The organism is Mesorhizobium sp. M0207, assembly GCF_040321995.1.
In the GTDB taxonomy this organism is placed as follows: domain Bacteria; phylum Pseudomonadota; class Alphaproteobacteria; order Rhizobiales; family Rhizobiaceae; genus Mesorhizobium.
The window spans coordinates 123,039-140,875 of record NZ_JAMYSQ010000016.1 but is presented as its reverse complement, the minus strand read 5'-3'; the positions used below and the strand labels follow the sequence as shown (position 1 = coordinate 140,875).

The window sequence follows — 17,837 nt, the reverse complement described above, 5'->3', positions numbered from 1 at the left end:
TTGCGATCGACAACAGCGGAAACGAGAAACGATGGATGCAGCTCTAACCCACTGGATCAACGCGGCAGCCGGGATCAGCCCTTTTCTTGATAAGGCAATGATCGTCGTCTCACAAATCGGCGTTCCGCTGATGGTGCTGGCTGTTGCCCTGCAATGGCGGGCAAAGGCCGACCGCTACCATGTGCGCCATGCTGCCTTGTCCGCCGGCTTGGCGTTCCTGCTCGGTCTGGCGATCAATCAGTTCATTTTGCTATTCGTCCACCGGCTGCGGCCCTACGATGCCGGCGTGACGCATCTGCTGATTGCGCCCAGCGCCGACTGGTCGTTTCCCTCCGACCACGCGACAGCCAGCTTTGCGGTTGTTGCGGCTCTTGCAATGCAAGGTCTGCCGCGCCGGACGCTGGCCCTCTCCATCATGGCATTGCTGATCTGCTGGTCGAGAATTTATATCGGCACCCACTATCTCACCGACGTGATAGGCGGTGCCACCACTGGCGTCTTAGGTGCCGTTGTGGTCCGATTTGCCTATCGCGAGAACTCCCGACTGGACAGTCTGGTCACAAGAATTCTCTAGCTCCTTATGTGCCAACGATGAGACGAGCAGCTATCATAGCGGTCCTGTCGCTTGCCTGCGTCTCTGTCGTGCTCGCCGCCGCCCATTCGGGTCGTGATGCGGTCATCCAGGCTCGCCAGGCCTCGATGAAGGAAATGGCCGCGGCGGCAAAGGCGATCGCTGGGATGTTCGACGGCAAGCAGGCGTACGACGCCGCGGCCTTCAAGGCGGCGGCCGAGACCATCCGCGCCCGCACCGGCCCTGCCCTGATTGCCGAATTCCCCAGCGCGACATTGGGCGCGCCTTCAGGCGCCAGGCCGGATATCGACCCCGCCCGCGCGGAGTTCGAAGAGCTGGCTCGCCACATCGGGACGCTGGCCAGCGCCTTGGCCTCCGACGCCGAGCGGGCGCCGCCGCGCATCACCGACGACATGAGAATGGGTTCCGGCCTGGCGATGGGCGGTGGCAGCCTGCTTGGCAAGCGACCATCACTCGCGGAAGCCGATCCCACTAAATTGCCGGCGGAGCACCTCCTGCATCTCATCTTGCAGGATTGCTCGAGCTGCCATTCGAAGTTTAGGCAAAAGGTCGAGTGATAGCGTCAGCTTCGCTGCAGCTGACCCGCCATGAAATTGCGCCAGCCGCCGAAATGCGAAATCTCCTTTGCATCGGTGAGACCGGCACTTTCGACGAGGAAGCCTTTCGGCGAAGTTCCGTCATCAAGCAGAAGCGTGCCGATGCCTAGCGGCGGCGGGATCGCGGCAACAAAACGGCCGAAGGCTTGCGGCGAGAGCCGCCAGACTTCGACCTCGATCGCTGTCCCCTTGCCGTTGCAGATGCGTTCGAGCCCCGGTCGCGGCACCGACTGGCCGGCGAGCGCGTAAAGCCGGTAGAGCGGCGCCGTTCTTGCAGCCCGGGCGAACATTGCGCCGAGCTGCTGCAGCTGGCCGTTCAGCGCCATCCCCGACAGATGCGCGCCGACCACGGCCAGCTCGATCGTGCCTTCATCCACGCCCGCCAGAACATCGCCGCGCTGCGGCTGCGGCCAGCCGATAGCACCAAGCGCAAGGCCGCTTGCCGCATGGACATCGCGCGCAAGCGACGCAGTCAGGTGGTCCTTGCCCGCCGCGGCAAGCAAGGTGACGCTCATCGGCAGACCGTCGCTGCGGGTTCCGCTCGGCACGGCAATGCCGCACATGTCGAGCAGATTGACGAAGTTGGTGTAGGTGCCGAGCCGGCTGTTGGTGACGATCGGATCGGCCAGCACCGCTTCGACTGTGTAGTGCGTCGGCGCGGTCGGCACGCAGAAAACGTCGACCGAGGCGATGACCGGCGCAAGCTTGGCCTTATAGCCTTGCAGGGCATAGAGCCCCTTGAAAGCGTCCGCAGCGGAAAGTTTTCGCGCACCGCCGATGATCTGCCGCGTCACCGGATGCATGGCGGCCTCGTTGGCATCCATGAAGTCCCTGATCGCGGCGTAACGCTCGGCCACCCAGGCGCCTTCGTAGAGCAGAGTGGCGGTGGCGTAGAAATCACCGAACGGGATTTCGACCAGCCGGCAGCCCAGCGTCTCCAGCGAGGCAAGAGCGGCCTCGAAACCCGCCTGCATCGCCTCGTCGCCGAAGAAGGTCCAGTCCGCCCTGGCCGGCACGCCGACAGTCAGCACCGGCGGGCGCGCGGCAAGAGCCTGAATGCAGAGGTCACGCGAATAGGGATCGGCGTCGTCCTTTGCCGCCGCCGCCTCGAACACGTGATAGGCGTCATCGACGGTGAGCGCGAAGACCGAGACGCAGTCGAGCGTCCGGCAGGCCGGCACGACGCCGGCGGCTGATAGCGCGCCGACGCTCGGCTTCAGCCCGACGATGTTGTTGAGGCCGGCGGGTATGCGCCCCGAACCGGCGGTATCGGTGCCGAGCGCGAAGGAGACGATGCCGCGCGCCGTCGCCACGGCCGAGCCGCACGAGGAACCGCCCGGCACCAGTTTCGGGTCGATCGCATTCCTCGGGATTGGATAGGGCGTGCGAACGCCGACCAGGCCGGTGGCGAACTGGTCGAGATTGGTCTTGCCGACAACCAGCGCGCCGGCGGCCTTGAGCCGCGCGACGACGGTGGCGTCTTTCGCCGGCAAGTAGGCATATTCCGCACAACCCGCCGTGGTCGGCATGCCGGCAACATCGATGTTGTCCTTGACCGCGAACGGCACGCCCCACAGCGGCTTTGCCGCGGGATCGAACGGGCCGAGCTTTTCCGCCTCGGCAAGCAACTCCGCCCTGCTCGCCAGATGGATGAAGATGCCGGGGTCATCGGCCGCCGCGAGCCGCGCATGGACCACATCGATCACCTCGCCAATGCCGACGCCGGCCTGATAGGCAACGTGCAGGCTCGCTATGTCGAAGCGGATTTCGCTCATTTGGCCTCGCCCAGAATGACTACCGGCAGGTTCCACTGGATGAGCACGACGCAGCCATCCTTGGTCCACACCGAATGCTCGGTTCCGACCGGGTTCAGGATCACGCTGCCCGCGGCATGATCGCCGTTCTCGTCGCTCTGCGTGCCTTCCAGCACGATGATCGTCTCCAGCCCGGCATGGCGATGACGCGGCACGCTGGCGCCAGCCCGGTAGTTCAGGATGGCGACCGACGGTTCCATCGGCCCACCCTTGAGCAGCCAATGCACTGTGATGCCTTCGCGAAAATGCTCGAATGGCAGATCACGCCAGCCCCCTTGGATGAGAGCCGCGTATGCGACGTTAGGCATTGGAAAGTCCCTCGAGCACCTGGTCCGTCGTTGCCGTCCAGCCGACGATGGCGCCCTGCGCCCTGATCATGGCAAGGGCTGCCGCCTTGAACTCCGGAAAATAGCTCTCAGTGGCATCCTCCGCCAGAAGGCATTCATAGCCGCGGTCGTTGGCCTCGCGCATCGTCGTCTGCACACAGACCTCCGTCGTCACCCCGGCAAAGACTAGCTGCTGTGCGCCGAGCCGCTTGAGGTCGTCGCCGAAGCTGGTGGCATAGAACGCGCCCTTGCCGGGTTTTTCGATGACGATCTCGCCAGGCAGTGGGGCAAGTTCATCGAGGATCGCCGTTCCCGGCTCCCCGACGATCAGCACACGACCCATTGGCCCGACATCGCCGATCCTGATCGACGGATTGCCGCGATTGCGCTTGGCCGGCGGCAGATCCGAAAGGTCTGCCTTGTGGCACTCCATCGTGTGGATCACCGGCAAGCCAGCGGCGCGAAACCCCTCGATCAGCCTCTTCACCGTCGGCACAATCGCCGTGACCCGGCTGACGTCATTGCCGAGGCTGGCGCCGAAGCCGCCAGGTTCGGCAAAGTCGCGCTGCATGTCGATGACGACCAGCGCCATCGCCTCAGGCTTGAACACAAACGGAAACGGCAGTGCGTCGATCCCAGCCATCAATGATGTCCCGCCATGTGCTCGCCGATCGTCTGCACGCTCGCCTGCGCGATCGGCGTTTCATAGACCAGCGCGCCATCCGACATGACGAAGATGCGGTCCGAGAGCTCAAGCAGCTCATCAAGGTCCTCCGACATCAAAAGCACGGCGGCACCGGCGTTGCGCGCCTTCATGATGCGGGCGCGGATTTCGGCGACGGCAGAGAAGTCGAGGCCGAAGCAGGGATTGGACACGATGAGCAAATCGACCTCGCCGGTCAGCTCGCGCGCCAGCACGGCGCGCTGCACATTGCCGCCTGACAGCGACGAAATCGGCGAAGCGAGCGAGGCCGTCTTGACCTTGAACTGTTCGACCAGGCGGGCCGCGTAGTCCCTGATCGCACTCACCCTGATCCAGTTGACCGGCTTGCCGGCCTCGTTGAGGTCGAAGGTCCGGAAGGCCATGTTTTCCGCCACCGTCATCTTCGGTGCGCAGGCATTGCGCAACGGCTCCTCCGGAATGAAGCGGACATTGAGCGTGCGCGCCTCGCTGCGGCTGGCGCCGTAGGGCGAGCCTTTCACCAGAACGTCGCCGCCATTGCGCGCCCGCTGTCCGGCAAGGACTTCGAGAAACTCCTTCTGGCCGTTGCCGGAGATGCCGGCAACGCCGACGATCTCACCCGATTTCACATCGAGTTCGCCGATGTCGATGGTTTTCAAACCGGTGCGGTCGGGCGCCTTCAGCGACTTTACCGTCAGCACCTGTCTGGCGCCGGCCGGCACCGGGGCGCGGCTGTCGAGTGCGGCGATCGGTTGGTCGCCGATCATCATCGCCGCCATCTGCTTGTGGGAAAGTTCGGAGACCTTTCCGGTTCCGGTCAGCCTGCCCTTGCGCAGCACGGTGATATCGTCGGCAAAGGCCGTCACCTCGTGGAATTTATGCGAGATCATCAGCACGGTGAGGTCGCCGGTCCTGGTCATGTCGCGCACCAGGCCAAGCACTTCGTGTGCCTCGCCGGGAGTGAGCACCGAAGTCGGCTCGTCGAGCACCAGGAAACTGCGGCCGAGATAGAGCTGCTTGATGATTTCGAGCTTCTGCTTCTCGCCGGCCGCAAGTTCCGCCACCTTGACGTCGAGCGGCAGCTTGAACGGCATACGCTGCATGAATTGCGCAAGTGCGGCGCGCTCCTTGCGCCAGTCGATGACGCCGGGCACCTTCTCGCGCGAAATGACCAGGTTTTCCGCACCGGTCAGCGACGGGACCAGGGTAAAGTGCTGGTAGACCATGCCGAGCCCGAGCGCCGAGGCATCCTTCGGACTGGCGATCGCGACCTCGCGGCCATCGACCAGCATGTCGCCGGCGGTCGGATGGTAAAAACCCGTCATGCATTTGACCAGCGTCGACTTGCCGGCGCCGTTTTCGCCGAGCAGCGCATGGAACGATCCCGCCGGCACCTTGATCGAGACGTCGTCCAGCGCGGTGAAAGCGCCGAAGCGCATGGTCATGCCGATGGTCTCGACGCCGACGGCTTTCTTGCCGATGCTTCCGCTCAAGATCGTGTCCTCACGGCAGCTGCGCGACGAAGGATGCCGAATTCGACACCGCGCCGAACACGCCGCCCTGCATCTTGATCATCTTGATCGCCGCGAGATGGTTGCCGTAATCGGTCGCGCCGCAGCAATCCTCCAGCATGACGCATTCAAAGCCGCGATCGTTGGCCTCGCGCATCGTCGTGTGGACGCAGACATCGGTGGTGATGCCGGTCAACACGATGTTTTCGATGCCGCGCTGGCGCAGGATCAGCTCGAGGTCGGTGGCGCAGAACGAGCCCTTGCCCGGCTTGTCGATGATCGGTTCGCCCGCCGCCGGATAGAGGTCGGGGATGATGTCCCAGCCGGGTTCGCCGCGCACCAGGATGCGCCCGGAAGGTCCGGGGTCGCCGATGCCGGCATTGATGCGGCGCGAACGCCAGCGCTTGTTGGCCGGCAGGTCGGCGAGATCGGGCCGGTGGCCCTCGCGCGTGTGGATTATGGTGTAGCCCTTGGCCCGCATGGCTGCGAGCACCGACTTGATCGGCTCGATCGGCGCCCGCACCAGCGAAAGATCGTAGCCCATATGATCGACATAGCCGCCCGGCCCGCAGAAATCGGTCTGCATGTCGATGATGATCAGTGTCGTATTGTCCGGCCGGAGCTCGCCATTATAAGGCCATGGATAAGGGTCGGCGTCGATGTAGCGCTGGGTGATCTCGGCTCTGGCGTTCATCGGAAAAACTCCAGTCATTTGGTGATCGACAATTCGCCCGGCGCGCCGACAAGCGAGCGGCTCGGCGACGAGGTGGCGATCATGATGATGAGCGTGAGGATGTAAGGCGCGGCGTAGAAGAGGTAGTAGCCCTGCGTGACCCCGACCGATTGCAACGCCGGGCCTAGCGCTCCCGCACCGCCGAACAATAGTGCCGCGGCAAAGCAGCCGAGCGGATTCCAGCGCGCGAAGATGACCAGCGCCACCGCCATCAGGCCCTGCCCCGACGAGATGCGTTCGGTCCAGCTGCCGGGATAATAGAGCGACAGATAGGCGCCGCCGATGCCGGCGAGCGCACCGCCGACACCTGTCGCAAGCAGGCGCACGATGTTGGGATTGAGGCCCATGGCGCGCGCCGCATCGGAGCTGTCGCCGACGACGCGCACGATCAGGCCGGCGCGGGTGTTGCGGAACGCCCACCATAGGAACACGGCAAGTGCGGCACCAATCAGGAACAGGATGTTGACGTTGAGCGCCGCCTGCACCTGCGGGATATCCGACCAGCCACCGAAGGCGATGGCCGGCAGGTCTGGTGCCGAGGGCTGGATAAACGGCTTGCCGAAGAAGAAGGCGAGACCGGAGCCGAACAGCATCAGCGCGATGCCGATGGCGATGTCGTTAACCCCGCGGAATTTGCAGATCCAGCCGTGGAACAGGCCGAAGCAAAGACCGGCACCGGCGGCAGCCAGCACGCCGAGCCATGGCGAGCCGGTCATCACCGCGACGGCGTAGGCAGTCATCGCACCGAAGACCAGCGTGCCTTCGAGGCCAAGATTGATGCGGCCGGAGCGTTCGGTGATGGCTTCGCCGAGCGAGACGAAGATGAAGGGCGTCGAAACGCGGATGGCGCCGCCGAGAATGGCGAGCGGCACGCCCCACAGGCCGATCTCGGTCGCGTCCATCAGGAGCCTCTCTTCCACAGATCGGGATTGAAGACCTTGAAGCGGCCGTAAAAGGTTTCGCTGAACAGGATGACGACGAAGAGCATGCCTTGCAGCACCAGCACGGTGGCGTCGGGCAGGTCCATGCGGCGCTGGATCAGCCCGCCGGAAGCGCCGATACCGCCGAGCAGGAAAGCGACCGGGATGATGGCGAGCGGATTGTGGCGAGCGAGGAAGGCGACGAGGATGCCGGTATAGCCATAGCCGGCGGCGAGCGAGGCGTTGGCGCTGCCTTGCACGGCGCCGACCTCCAGCATGCCGGCCAGCCCGGCGAAGCCGCCGGCCAGCCCGGTGAAGCCGACGATCAGCGGCCCGACGGCAAGCCCTTGCACCTGAGCTGCCCTGACATTGCCGCCGGCAATGCGGGCGGCAAACCCCCAGCGCGTCTTTTCGATCAACAGCCAGGACAGGAGGCAGGCGAGAATGCCGACGACCAGGCCCCAGTGCACGTCCATGCCTGGAATGTTGCCGATGCGGTAGGCATCCGCCAGCGGCTCGGTCGAGGGTTTGTTGAGCGAAGCCGGATCGCGCAGCGGCCCTTCGACCAGATGGTTCATCAGCGCGATGGCGATATAGGCCATCAGCAGACTGGAGATGGTTTCGTTGACGGCGCGGTAGTGGCGCAGTGCGCCGACGGCACCTATCCAGATGCCGCCGGCGACCGCGCCCGCCACGCCCATCAGCAGGATGACCACAAAAGCCGGCGCGCCATTCGCCGCGACGCCGATGGCGGCGGCGGCAACGCCGCCCAGCACGATCGCGCCTTCGCCGCCGATGACGACGAGGCCGAGCCGGGCCGGCAGCGCCACGCAGAGCGCTGCCAGTAAAAGCGGTGCTGCCCGCGACAGCGAGTTCTGGATCGAGAACCACGAGCCGAAGCCGCCGCGCCACATCGTCTCGTAGAGTTGCACCGGCGATTTGCCGACCAGCGCGATGAACACGCTGAACAGCGCCATGCCGACGATCAGCGCCGCGAGCGGTATGACGAAGGCTTCCGCCCGCCGCGCCGCCCATTCGAGCGCCGCCGGATAATTCCTGGCGCCAAACAGCGCCGGTGCGCTCGCAGTGCTGACCGTGTCTGCCATGGCCGTCTCCGATCCGGTTCAGGCGGTCGAACCGACGACGCCCTCGACCAGGTAGTCCATGCTTTCGAGTTCGAGCGCGGTCTCGGCGAAGGCCTGGCCTTCGGTCGCGACGACGACGCCCTTGTTGCTCTTCAGCGGACCCTTGATGACGGAAAAGCCGCCTTTCATCATTTCGGCCAGCGTGCCGTCGAACTGCTTGCGGGCGGCCTCGCCGACAGCGGGGCCGAGCGGGCTCATCTTGACGAAGCCGTCGGCCAGGCCGCCGCGCGTGAAATTGGGCAGCGGCGTGCCGGCCACCAGATCGTCGACGAACATCTTGTAGACCTTGGCCCAGTTCCATTCCGCGCCGGTCAGGTATTTTTCCGGCGCCAGCGGGCTCTGGTTGGCATGATAGCCGCAGACGAAGGCGCCACGCCCGGCCGCCGTCTCGACCACCACCTTGGGGCTGTCGACATGGCAGGTGATGACGTCGGCACCCTGGTCGACCAGTGCATTGGTGGCCTCGGCCTCCTTGACCGCCAGCGACCACTCGCCGGTGAAGATCACCTGGCAGGTGATGGTCGGGTCGACGGAGCGCGCGCCGAGCAGGAAGGAATTGATGTTGAGCAGCACCTGCGGGATCGGCTTTGCCGCGACGAAGCCGAGCTTCTTGGTTTTGCTGGTGTGACCGGCGACGACGCCGTTCAGATACTGGCCCATGCCGATATAGCCGAAATAGGAACCGGCATTCATCGGATGCTTGTCCTTGTTCCACATGCCACCGCAATGGCGGAACTGCACGTCGGGGAATTTCGCGCACATGGCGAGCATGTGCGGATCGAAATAGCCGAACGAGGTCGGGAAGATCAGCGACGCACCGTCGAGATTGATCATCGATTCCATCGTCTTCTGGACGTCGACCGTCTCCGGCACGTTCTCCTCCTCGACGACGGAAATTCCTTCGATCCCCTTCAGCGTGGCGGCGCCTTCGGCATGCGCCTGGTTATAGCCGTAATCGTCCTTTGGCCCGACATAGATGAAGCCGACGGTGGCCGTCGCGGCGAAGGCCCTGCTGATCGGAAACGATGCGGACGCAAGGCCGAGCGCCGCTCCGGCGGCGGAGGTCTTGAGCAGGTCGCGGCGGCTAAGCATGAATCTCTCGGACATTGAATGCTCCCTCTGTGGGGCCTTTGGGGCCGGTTAACACCTCAATGAAAGAAGTGTATGCAATCAGCATGCCAGTTTCGGAAATGAGATTTATTCAGCAATATCAATGAGTGTGCCGATGTTGGCTGCACAAAGCCGGAGCAATTGCATACACTTTTTGCCTCCAAAATCGCCAATTTGACATGAAGGCTAAAACATAGGCATACAGAGATGCGGAGGAATCGAAGCCGGTGAGTGGCTTACGACTCTAGCGAAAAGACTGGACGGAGGAGACGTGTCGGGAAAGCGCAATTTGATCAGGTCGGGCACGACCGTCGATCAGATGGTGAGGGCGATCAGCGACCGGATCGTCACCGGTTTCCTGCGCCCGGGCGAAAAGCTCGACGAGGCCTCGCTTGCCGCCCGCTTCGACGTCTCACGCACGCCGATCAGGGAAGCGCTCAGCCGGCTCAGCGCCATGGGGCTGGTCGAAAGGCGGCCGAACCGCGGCGCCACCGTCGCCGTGGTGACGCAGGAGCACCTCGCCTCGATGTTCGAAAGCATGGCCGAGCTTGAAGCGATCTGCGCGCGGTTCTCGGCCGAGCGCATGACCGCTGGCGAGCGCCGCACGCTGGAGGCCGAGCACCAGGCGTCGGCGCGCTTCGTGCAGCTCGGTGCCGAAGAAGAGTATGAGCTTTTCAACACCGAATTCCACACCCGGCTCTATCGCGGCGCCCACAGCAAGCACATTTATGAACTGACCGTCATGACCCGTGGCCGGCTGGCGCCCTTCCGGCGCGCGCAATTCATGCTGCCCGGCCGGCTGGCCCAGTCGTGGCAGGAGCATGACGCCATCGTGACAGCAATCATGCGCGGCGACAGTGCGGCGGCCGGAACAGCCGCCAAGGATCATGTCTCGATCGTCAGCGAGGCGAGCGCCGTCTTTGCCATCGGCGATCGCCCCAAAGGCAGGACCGAGCCGTTCCCGACGTCGGCTTCCTAACCGTCAATCGACCAGCACGGCGACCACGGCAGCGCAGTCGCCGGCCTTGACCAGCCCCGGAAAATGCCGCGCCGCCAACAGACCGGACATTTTGGCCCGGATCTCCTGCGGAGCGCCGCCGGTGCGGCCTATGGAATGGATACGTGCCAGCACCTGGTTCTCTGCCACCGGCTCGCCGAGATCGATCATCGTTTCGATCATCCCGTCGTCCTCGGCGAACGAGAAGCAATCGCCGGACGGCATGTCGAGCCAGCGGGTCGGCTGCATCTCGACCGCGCCGGCGACGATGCCGGCATGGCGCAGCACATTGAGCACGCCGCGACGTGCGATCCGCACCGTTTCCGCGCGCGAAGTCCCGCCGCCGCCAAGCTCTGTGGTGATGAACAGCTTGCCCATCTCTTCGGCGGCAGTGTCGAACATGCCGACCGCGTCGATCTCCAGCATTTTCATCGACCATGGTGCGGAGAAGGCTTCAACCGCGGCGAAACCCTTCGCTTCCAGCACCTTGTCGGGCCGGATGTGGGCGGCGCAGAACGGCACGAAGTCGAGCGTCTTGCCGCCGGAGTGGAAGTCGAGCGCGATGTCTGTACGGGGCAGAAGCTCGCGCTGGAAATAATCGGCGATCTTCTCGGTCACCGTGCCGTCGGGCCGGCCGGGAAAGCTGCGGTTGAGATTGCCCTTGTCGATCGGCGAGGTGCGTGTGCCGGCGCGGAACGCCGGATAGTTCATTGCTGGCACGATGATGATCGTGCCGCTGACTTGCTTCGGGTCGAGCGTACGGGCGAGGTCATAGAGCGCCAGCGGGCCCTCGTACTCGTCGCCATGATTGCCGCCGGTGAGCAATGCGCTCGGCCCCTTGCCGTTGCGGATGACGCAGATCGGGATCATCACCGATCCCCAGGCGGAATCGTCGCGGCTGTAAGGCAGGCGCAGGAAACCGTGTTGCACGCCGTCGCGCTCGAAATCGACGGTCGGCGTGATCGGTGACGGGCGAAGGCTGGACATCGGGCTCAATTCTTCACCACCAGTTTGCGCGGCACATTCGCCAGGCACTCGACGCCCGTCTCGGTGATCAGGATGGATTCGGTGATTTCCAGCCCCATCGTCTCAAGCCACAAGCCGGTCATGAAATGGAAGGTCATACCGGGCTTCAACTCGGTGCGGTCGCCTGGACGCAGGCTCATCGTGCGCTCGCCCCAGTCAGGCGGATAGGAAAGCCCGATCGGGTACCCGGTGCGGTTGTCCTTGACGATGCCGTACCGCTTCAGCACCGCGAAGAAGGCGTTGGCGATGTCCTCGCATGTGTTGCCGGGCTTGGCGGCGGCAAGTCCCGCCTCCATGCCTTCCAGCGTCGCCTTTTCGGCATCGAGGAATTCCTGCGTCGGTTTACCAAGGAACACTGTCCGCGACAGCGGGCAGTGATAGCGGTTATAGCAGCCGGCGATCTCGAAGAAGGTGCCCTCGCCCGATTTCATCGGCCGGTCGTCCCAGGTCAGATGCGGCGCCGATGCGTCGGCGCCCGACGGCAGCAGCGGCACGATCGCCGGATAGTCGCCGCCGATGCCGTCGACGCCGCGCGTGCCGGCATCGTAGATCTCGGCGACCAGGTCGCATTTGCGCATGCCGACCTCGATCTTGTCGACGATGCGCTGGTGCATCGCTTCCACGATGCGGGCGGCCTTGCGCATGTAGTCGATTTCGGTCGGGCTCTTCACCGCGCGCTGCCAGTTGACGAGTGCCGTGGCGTCGACGAAGCGGGCATAGGGTAAGTGCTTCTGCAGCGCTGCGAAGGCAGCGGCCGAGAACCAGTAATTGTCCATCTCGACGCCGATGCTGAGCTTGCCCCAGCCGCGATCGGCGAACACGCTGGACAGAAAATCCATCGGATGGCGCTCGGTCGACTGCACATAGTGGTCGGCATAGCCGATGATGTTGTCGTGCGCGAGATAGGCGGTGCGCTTGGCGCCGTTGGCGTCCTGGCCGCGCCCGTACCACACCGGCTCGCCCGACGGCGGCACGATGACAGCCTGATGCACATAGAACGACCAGCCGTCATAGCCGGTCAGCCAAGCCATGTTGGACGGATCGCTGACGACGAGCAGATCGATGCCCTTGGCTTCCATGGCCTTCCGCGTCTTGGCGAGGCGCTCCGCATATTCGCCGTGCGAGAATTTCAAGTTGGGCTGCATTGTTCTTGGTCCTCGTTTGTTGGGCCTTGCGGCCAGCATCAGCTTTCGAAAATCGTACCGGTCTTGGCCGCACGCGCACGGTCGCGGGCGAGCGTGGCGATCGCCGTGTCCTGCACGCCGGTGCCGGTCAGGTCGGCGATGGTGATGTCGCTGTCCGAGCGTCGGCCGTGCCTTTCGCCGGCGATGATGTGGCCAAGCTCGGTGATTTCGGCATCGGACGCCATCACGCCCGCCGCGATAGCATGGTGCAGTTCGCCCAATCGGCGCGTCTGTTTGGCGCTATCGGCGACGTAGAGATCGGCCATGCGCAGGATCGCCGGCGCGATCTCGTTCTTGTGCTCGGCATCCGAGCCCATGGCAGTGATATGCTGGCCGGCGGAGACGAAGCCGGCCTTGATCAGCGGCTCGGTCGACGGCGTCGTGGTGACGATGATGTCGGCATCGGCCGCAGCCTTTGCCGCGTCGGGCTCGGCGTGAACGGCGATGCCCAGTCTTTCGGACAATGCGTCGGCCGCGGCTTCGGCCTTGGCGGCATCCCTTGCCCAGATGCGGGCTTTGGTGATCGGCCGCACCAGCATCAGCGCCTCGAGCTGCAGTCCGGCCTGAACACCGGCGCCGAAGATCGCGGCAACGGAGGAACCCGGCCGCGACAGATGCTTGGCGGCAACCGCGCCGGCCGCCGCCGTGCGGATGTCGGTGAGATAGCCATTGTCGAGCAGCAGCGCCTCGACCAGACCGGTTTTCGCCGACAGCAGCACCATCATGCCGTTGACGCTGGGCAGGCCGAGCTTCGGATTGTCGAAGAAGCCGGGGCTGATCTTGATGGCAAAACCGTCGATGCCCGGCACATAGGCGGTCTTGACGTCGACCTCGCCGCGATGCTCGGGAATGTCGAGCCTGAGGATTGGCGGCATCGCCACCTGCAAGGTGGCGAGCGCGCGAAACGCGTTCTCGACGCAGGCAACGGCATCGAGATCAAGCTTCACGATCTTGCGCAATTCAGCTTCGGTGAGGATCGTCATCCGGCTCATGCTGCGCTCTCCGCAATTGCTTCGCCGCAGATGATCTTGCGGTGCAGTGTCATATCGATGTTGCGGCCGGACAGCACGAGCACCGTCGGGCCATTCGCTTTGACCTTGCCGGCAAGCACGGCCGCGATGCCGACCGCGCCGGCGCCTTCGACGATCTCGCGCTCCTGCTCATAGGCATGGCGGATGCCGGCGGCGATCTCGTCCTCGCTGAGCAGGATCACATTGTCGAGCAGGTCGCGGCACATCGAGAAGGTCAGCCGGTTGTCGAGGCCGATGCCGCCGCCGAGTGAATCCGCCAGCGTCGGCAGTTCTTCGACCAAAACCGGATGTCCGGCGTCGAGGCTCGCCTTCATCGCCGCACCGCGCGCCATTGAAACGCCCACCACCTTCGTCGCCGGGCTGACGCCCTTGACGGCAGCGGCAACGCCAGCCGCCAGCCCACCGCCGGAAAGCGGCACCAGCACAAGGGCGGCATCAGGAACCTGTTCGATGATCTCCAGCCCGAGCGTGCCTTGCCCGGCGACAATGGCAGGATGGTCGAAAGGCGGCAGCATGATCAGCCCCTCTTCCGCGACCAGCCGTTCGACCTCCCGCTGCGCATCGTCCTGGCTGTTGCCGACGATGCGGATCCCGGCGCCGAGCCGGCGGATCTCGTCGAGCTTGTTCTGCGGCACCAGCCGCGACATGCAGATCGTCGCGTGGATGCCTTGCAATTGAGCAGCATAGGCAAGTGCCCGGCCGTGGTTGCCGGTCGAGGCCGCGACGACGCCGCGCGCCTTCTCCTCTTCTGTCAGCGAAGCGATTGCGCTCGAGGCACCACGCAGCTTGAAGGCGCCGGTGGTCTGCCGGTGTTCGAGCTTGAGATAAACAGGAGCGTCCAAGTGCTGGGAAAGACTCCGGGAAGGAACGGTCGGCGTACGCTCGACCTTGCCTGCGATGCGCTCGCGCGCGGTGTGGATTTCGGACAGGCTTATCCTGGACGTGGTCATGGCTCATCAATCAGTTCAGCGGCAGCGTCATCAGACGGCCGAATTCAGGGCGCGGCTCGTCGTCGTCGCAAAGCCGCAGGCAATTCCAGGCCGTCGCCTGGTTGCTGGTGACGACAGGACGGCCGATGGCTTCTTCCATGCCGACAACTGCCGCCGCGGACCGCAGTGCCGTGCAGGAGACAAACAGCGCGTCCGAGTGTTCGGCCGTCGCCTCGCGAGCCAGATCGACCAAGGATTTCGGCGCAATCCGCGCCATCTCGCGATCATCCTCGAAGCCGAGGCAAGTGAAGCTGACGATTTCGAAACCATGCTCGGTGAAATAGGCCGCCATCGGCCGGCTGGTCTCGACCGTATAGGGAGTGAGGATGCTGATCGTCCTGGCGCCCAGCGCCTTCAGGCCGCGCACCCCGGCCATCGGCGGCGTAACCACCGGCGCGCCGGGTTTGGCGGCCTGCACCGCCGCCTCGATCTCGGCATCGCCGATCACGACGGAGGCCGAGGTGCAGGAATAGCAGATCGCGTCGAGCGGCTCGTCGGGCAGGATCAGGGCCGCGGCCGCCGTCAGTGACGGCTGCATCTTGCGCAAATTGTCCGGCGTCGTCGGGTTGGCGTAGGGAATGCGCGCGACATAGACCCCGATGCGGTCGCTTGCCACCATGCGGTGAAAATCCGGTTCGCTCGTGTGGTCGGTGGCAAGGATGATCAGGCCGACCCGCTTTTCCAGCGGACGCGCGTCGAGCGGCGGCCGGGCCGAATGCAGGCGGATTTCGGGTGCAGCGCTCATCTTTCGATCCGCCCATAACGGTGTTCCAGCCAGCGCAGCAGCACCACCGAGAACAGGCTGATGGCGAGGAAGAAGGCGCCGACCAACGTGATCGGTTCGATATACCGATAATAGGTATTGGCGACGCTCTTGGCCTGGTTCATCAGTTCCAGCACGGTGATCGCCGACAGCAGCGGCGTCTCTTTGAACATGGCGATGAAATAATTGGCAAGCGCCGGGATCATCGGCGGGATCGCCTGCGGAATGATGATGTGCGTCCAGGTCTGGGTGGCGTTCAGATTGCAGGCCTTGGCCGCTTCCCACTGGCCGCGCGGAACATTATCGATGCCGGCGCGGTAGACCTCGGCCGTGTAAGTGCCGTAATGCAGCCCGAGACCGATGACGCCCGCGACCAGCGGCGGCAACAGGACGCCAAAATCCGGCAGCACGTAGAAGATGAAATAGAGCTGCACCAACAGCGGTGTGCCACGGATGAACTCGGCAAGGAAACCGACGGTGCGCGACAGAGCCCTGTTCGGCGACCGGCGCGCCAACGCGATGCCCAGCCCGACGATCGCCGCCAGTACCGAGCCGAGCAGCGTCGCCAGGATGGTGATCTTCACCCCCTCGATCAGCGTCGGCAGGATCTGCCGGACAAAATCCCAATCCCATTCCATTATCAGGTCCGATCCATCATACGCGCACCCCGTCGAGGCCACGCGCCATGCGGCGTTCCAGCGACCGCACGCCCCAGGAGATGAGCAGCGCCAGGACGAAATAGATGACGAGGATGGTGCTGAACGGCACCAGAGTATTGCCGGTCTGCGAGCGCACCACCTGCGCCTGGAAGGTCAGGTCGGCGAGCGAGATTAGCGAAACGACGGCGGTGGCCTTGAGCAATTCAATGGCGTTGTTGCCGAAGGTTGGCAGCATCACCAGAAGCGCCTGCGGCAGGATGACATGGCGCATGGCTTGCCAGCGGCCGAGATTGAGCGCGGTGCACGCCTCATATTGTTCGCGGCCGATCGACTTGATGGCGCCGCGCACCACTTCCGCTGCATAGGCGCCGACATTGAGGCCCAGCGCCAGCACGCCGGCCTGCAGCGGCGTCAGCGAAATGCCGGCAAAGGGCAGCACGAAATAGGCCCAGAACAGCTGCACGAAAATCGAGGTGCCGCGGAAGAACTCGATATAGGCGGTGGCCAGCGCCCGCAGCACGAAAAACCGCGACAGCCGCCCCAGCCCGGCAAGAAAAGCCATGATCAAGGCCAGCACCGACCCCATCAGCGTCAGCTCGATGGTGACAAGCGCTCCTTGCAATATCAGGCCGAAATAGCCGGACCATTGGGTCATTGGGTCGAAAGTTTCCGCGTTGAATGTCTAGCGACACGTTGCTTCCAGCGTCCTTCTCCCGGTTCACGGGGAGAAGATACCGGCAGGCAGATGGGGGGCAGCGCGAACCAACCGGAGTATGGCGCCGCCCCTCATCCGGCCCTTCGGGCCACCTTCTCCCCGTGAAAGGGGAGAAGGAAGAACGCACCTACTTCGCCGAGCAGAGCTTGTCGCGGCTCGTCGACATTGCCGCCGCCGCCGAGAAGCCGTAAGGCTCGATGATCTTGGCGAACTCGCCGGACTTCTTCAGTTTCGCCAGCTCGACATCATAGGCGTCGCGCAGCGCTTCGTCGCCCTTCTTGAAGGCCGCGCCGTCGCAATAGACCGGCGCACCGACCACCGGCGCGATGACTTCGAGGTTCGGATCATTGGCTTTCTTGACCAGGTCGTTGATCGACAGCACGGGCAGCGAATAAGCATCGATGCGGCCGTCCTGCAGCATTTTCAGGCCGCTCTGGCCGTCCGGCACGACGATGACGCGCTCGCGCGGCACACCTGCGGTGAGCGCCAGCTTCTCTTCAGTGCCGCCACCCGGCGCGCCGATCGTGGCGCTCGCGTCCTTCGCGACGTCCTCGTAGCTCTTGAAGCCCTTCGGGTTGCCTTTCTTCACCAGCATCGCCTCGGCGTCGCACAGCACCGGTTCCGAATAGGCGACCGCAGCACAACGTTCCGGCTTCATGAACAGGCCGGCGGTGACGACGTCGAAACGGCCGGCCTGCAGGCCGGGAATCATCGCGCCATATTCCGAGATCGAGGCGACGATATCGTTGACGCCAAGGCGCTTGAAGATTTCACGCGCAACGTCAGGCGCCGCACCCGAAACCTTGCCGTCGGCAGCGACCGCCGTATAGGGCGGCTCGTTGGCGATGGCGACGCGGGCAAAGCCTTGCGCCTTGAGCTCTTCGAGCTTGCTGTCGTCGGCCGAGCCGGCCGTCGAGGCGGCCAGCACCGCCGTCAGCGCGATACCGGCGACGCCGGCCAAAATGGCAAATTTCTTCATTGTTCCCAACTCCTTGTTTGTCTGTCTTCTTGGCTTGCTTGAGGCGTCGCCGCCTCGCATGGCAG

At 64.3% G+C, this 17,837-nt stretch carries 19 protein-coding genes; 3 read left to right on the top strand and 16 right to left on the bottom strand.

Annotated elements, in window-relative coordinates; all coding sequences use genetic code 11:
- Positions 1-31 precede the first annotated feature (31 nt).
- Positions 32-574, top strand: coding sequence for a phosphatase PAP2 family protein (locus NKJ15_RS21180; RefSeq protein ID WP_352817316.1), 543 nt, complete (start codon positions 32-34; stop codon positions 572-574).
- Between the two features lie 17 nt (positions 575-591).
- Positions 592-1,149 carry a cytochrome c gene (locus NKJ15_RS21175; RefSeq protein ID WP_352817313.1) on the top strand — a complete coding sequence of 186 codons (558 nt, stop codon included), beginning with the start codon at positions 592-594 and terminating at the stop codon, positions 1,147-1,149.
- 5 nt (positions 1,150-1,154) lie between these two features.
- Here the strand turns inward: NKJ15_RS21175 and atzF are convergent, their stop codons facing one another.
- The 8 genes from atzF to NKJ15_RS21135 are packed head-to-tail and all read right to left on the bottom strand — an operon-like array spanning position 1,155 to position 9,426.
- Positions 1,155-2,963, bottom strand: a complete 1,809-nt coding sequence (atzF, locus tag NKJ15_RS21170; RefSeq protein WP_352817309.1) for an allophanate hydrolase — start codon at positions 2,961-2,963, stop codon at positions 1,155-1,157.
- Positions 2,960-3,310, bottom strand: coding sequence for a cupin domain-containing protein (locus tag NKJ15_RS21165; RefSeq protein ID WP_352501326.1), 351 nt, complete (start codon positions 3,308-3,310; stop codon positions 2,960-2,962). Before NKJ15_RS21165 ends, atzF begins: the two co-directional genes overlap by 4 nt.
- Positions 3,303-3,971 carry a cysteine hydrolase family protein gene (locus tag NKJ15_RS21160; protein ID WP_352817307.1) on the bottom strand — a complete coding sequence of 223 codons (669 nt, stop codon included), beginning with the start codon at positions 3,969-3,971 and terminating at the stop codon, positions 3,303-3,305. The genes NKJ15_RS21165 and NKJ15_RS21160 overlap by 8 nt, the downstream gene beginning before the upstream one ends.
- Positions 3,971-5,503, bottom strand: coding sequence for an ABC transporter ATP-binding protein (locus NKJ15_RS21155; protein WP_352817304.1), 1,533 nt, complete (start codon positions 5,501-5,503; stop codon positions 3,971-3,973). Before NKJ15_RS21155 ends, NKJ15_RS21160 begins: the two co-directional genes overlap by 1 nt.
- Positions 5,504-5,513: 10 nt before the next feature.
- Complete coding sequence (gene biuH, locus NKJ15_RS21150; protein WP_352817302.1) at positions 5,514-6,215, bottom strand: biuret amidohydrolase; 702 nt, start codon at positions 6,213-6,215, stop codon at positions 5,514-5,516.
- Between the two features lie 14 nt (positions 6,216-6,229).
- On the bottom strand, positions 6,230-7,156 hold the full coding sequence (locus tag NKJ15_RS21145) for an ABC transporter permease (RefSeq protein ID WP_352817299.1): 927 nt from the start codon (positions 7,154-7,156) through the stop codon (positions 6,230-6,232).
- The gene (locus tag NKJ15_RS21140; protein ID WP_352817297.1) at positions 7,156-8,280 is read right to left on the bottom strand and encodes an ABC transporter permease; all 1,125 of its coding nucleotides are present in this window, start codon (positions 8,278-8,280) and stop codon (positions 7,156-7,158) included. The genes NKJ15_RS21145 and NKJ15_RS21140 overlap by 1 nt, the downstream gene beginning before the upstream one ends.
- An 18-nt stretch (positions 8,281-8,298) precedes the next feature.
- Entirely contained in the window at positions 8,299-9,426 is a 1,128-nt protein-coding gene (locus NKJ15_RS21135) for a BMP family ABC transporter substrate-binding protein (protein ID WP_352473233.1), read from the bottom strand.
- A gap of 322 nt (positions 9,427-9,748) precedes the next feature.
- On the opposite strand from NKJ15_RS21135, the gene NKJ15_RS21130 reads away from it, so the two are divergent.
- Positions 9,749-10,408: a GntR family transcriptional regulator gene (locus NKJ15_RS21130; RefSeq protein ID WP_023677208.1), complete on the top strand. Its 660-nt coding sequence runs from the start codon at positions 9,749-9,751 to the stop codon at positions 10,406-10,408.
- Positions 10,409-10,411: 3 nt separating this feature from the next.
- Here the strand turns inward: NKJ15_RS21130 and doeB are convergent, their stop codons facing one another.
- The 8 genes from doeB to ehuB form a co-directional block, all read right to left on the bottom strand.
- Complete coding sequence (gene doeB, locus NKJ15_RS21125; RefSeq protein WP_023677207.1) at positions 10,412-11,413, bottom strand: N(2)-acetyl-L-2,4-diaminobutanoate deacetylase DoeB; 1,002 nt, start codon at positions 11,411-11,413, stop codon at positions 10,412-10,414.
- A gap of 5 nt (positions 11,414-11,418) precedes the next feature.
- The gene (gene doeA, locus NKJ15_RS21120; RefSeq protein ID WP_352769493.1) at positions 11,419-12,597 is read right to left on the bottom strand and encodes an ectoine hydrolase DoeA; all 1,179 of its coding nucleotides are present in this window, start codon (positions 12,595-12,597) and stop codon (positions 11,419-11,421) included.
- A 38-nt stretch (positions 12,598-12,635) separates the two neighbouring features.
- Positions 12,636-13,628, bottom strand: a complete 993-nt coding sequence (locus NKJ15_RS21115; RefSeq protein WP_352817294.1) for a cyclodeaminase — start codon at positions 13,626-13,628, stop codon at positions 12,636-12,638.
- Positions 13,625-14,617, bottom strand: a complete 993-nt coding sequence (gene eutB, locus NKJ15_RS21110; protein WP_352817292.1) for a hydroxyectoine utilization dehydratase EutB — start codon at positions 14,615-14,617, stop codon at positions 13,625-13,627. Before eutB ends, NKJ15_RS21115 begins: the two co-directional genes overlap by 4 nt.
- A gap of 10 nt (positions 14,618-14,627) precedes the next feature.
- Positions 14,628-15,401 (bottom strand): ectoine utilization protein EutA, encoded by a 774-nt coding sequence (eutA, locus tag NKJ15_RS21105; protein WP_352817289.1) that lies wholly within the window; start codon positions 15,399-15,401, stop codon positions 14,628-14,630.
- The gene (gene ehuD / locus NKJ15_RS21100) at positions 15,398-16,057 is read right to left on the bottom strand and encodes an ectoine/hydroxyectoine ABC transporter permease subunit EhuD (protein ID WP_352467665.1); all 660 of its coding nucleotides are present in this window, start codon (positions 16,055-16,057) and stop codon (positions 15,398-15,400) included. Before ehuD ends, eutA begins: the two co-directional genes overlap by 4 nt.
- A gap of 16 nt (positions 16,058-16,073) precedes the next feature.
- Positions 16,074-16,733, bottom strand: coding sequence for an ectoine/hydroxyectoine ABC transporter permease subunit EhuC (ehuC, locus tag NKJ15_RS21095; protein ID WP_352541675.1), 660 nt, complete (start codon positions 16,731-16,733; stop codon positions 16,074-16,076).
- 187 nt (positions 16,734-16,920) lie between these two features.
- Positions 16,921-17,772 carry an ectoine/hydroxyectoine ABC transporter substrate-binding protein EhuB gene (gene ehuB, locus NKJ15_RS21090; RefSeq protein WP_023677200.1) on the bottom strand — a complete coding sequence of 284 codons (852 nt, stop codon included), beginning with the start codon at positions 17,770-17,772 and terminating at the stop codon, positions 16,921-16,923.
- Positions 17,773-17,837: the final 65 nt, after the last annotated feature.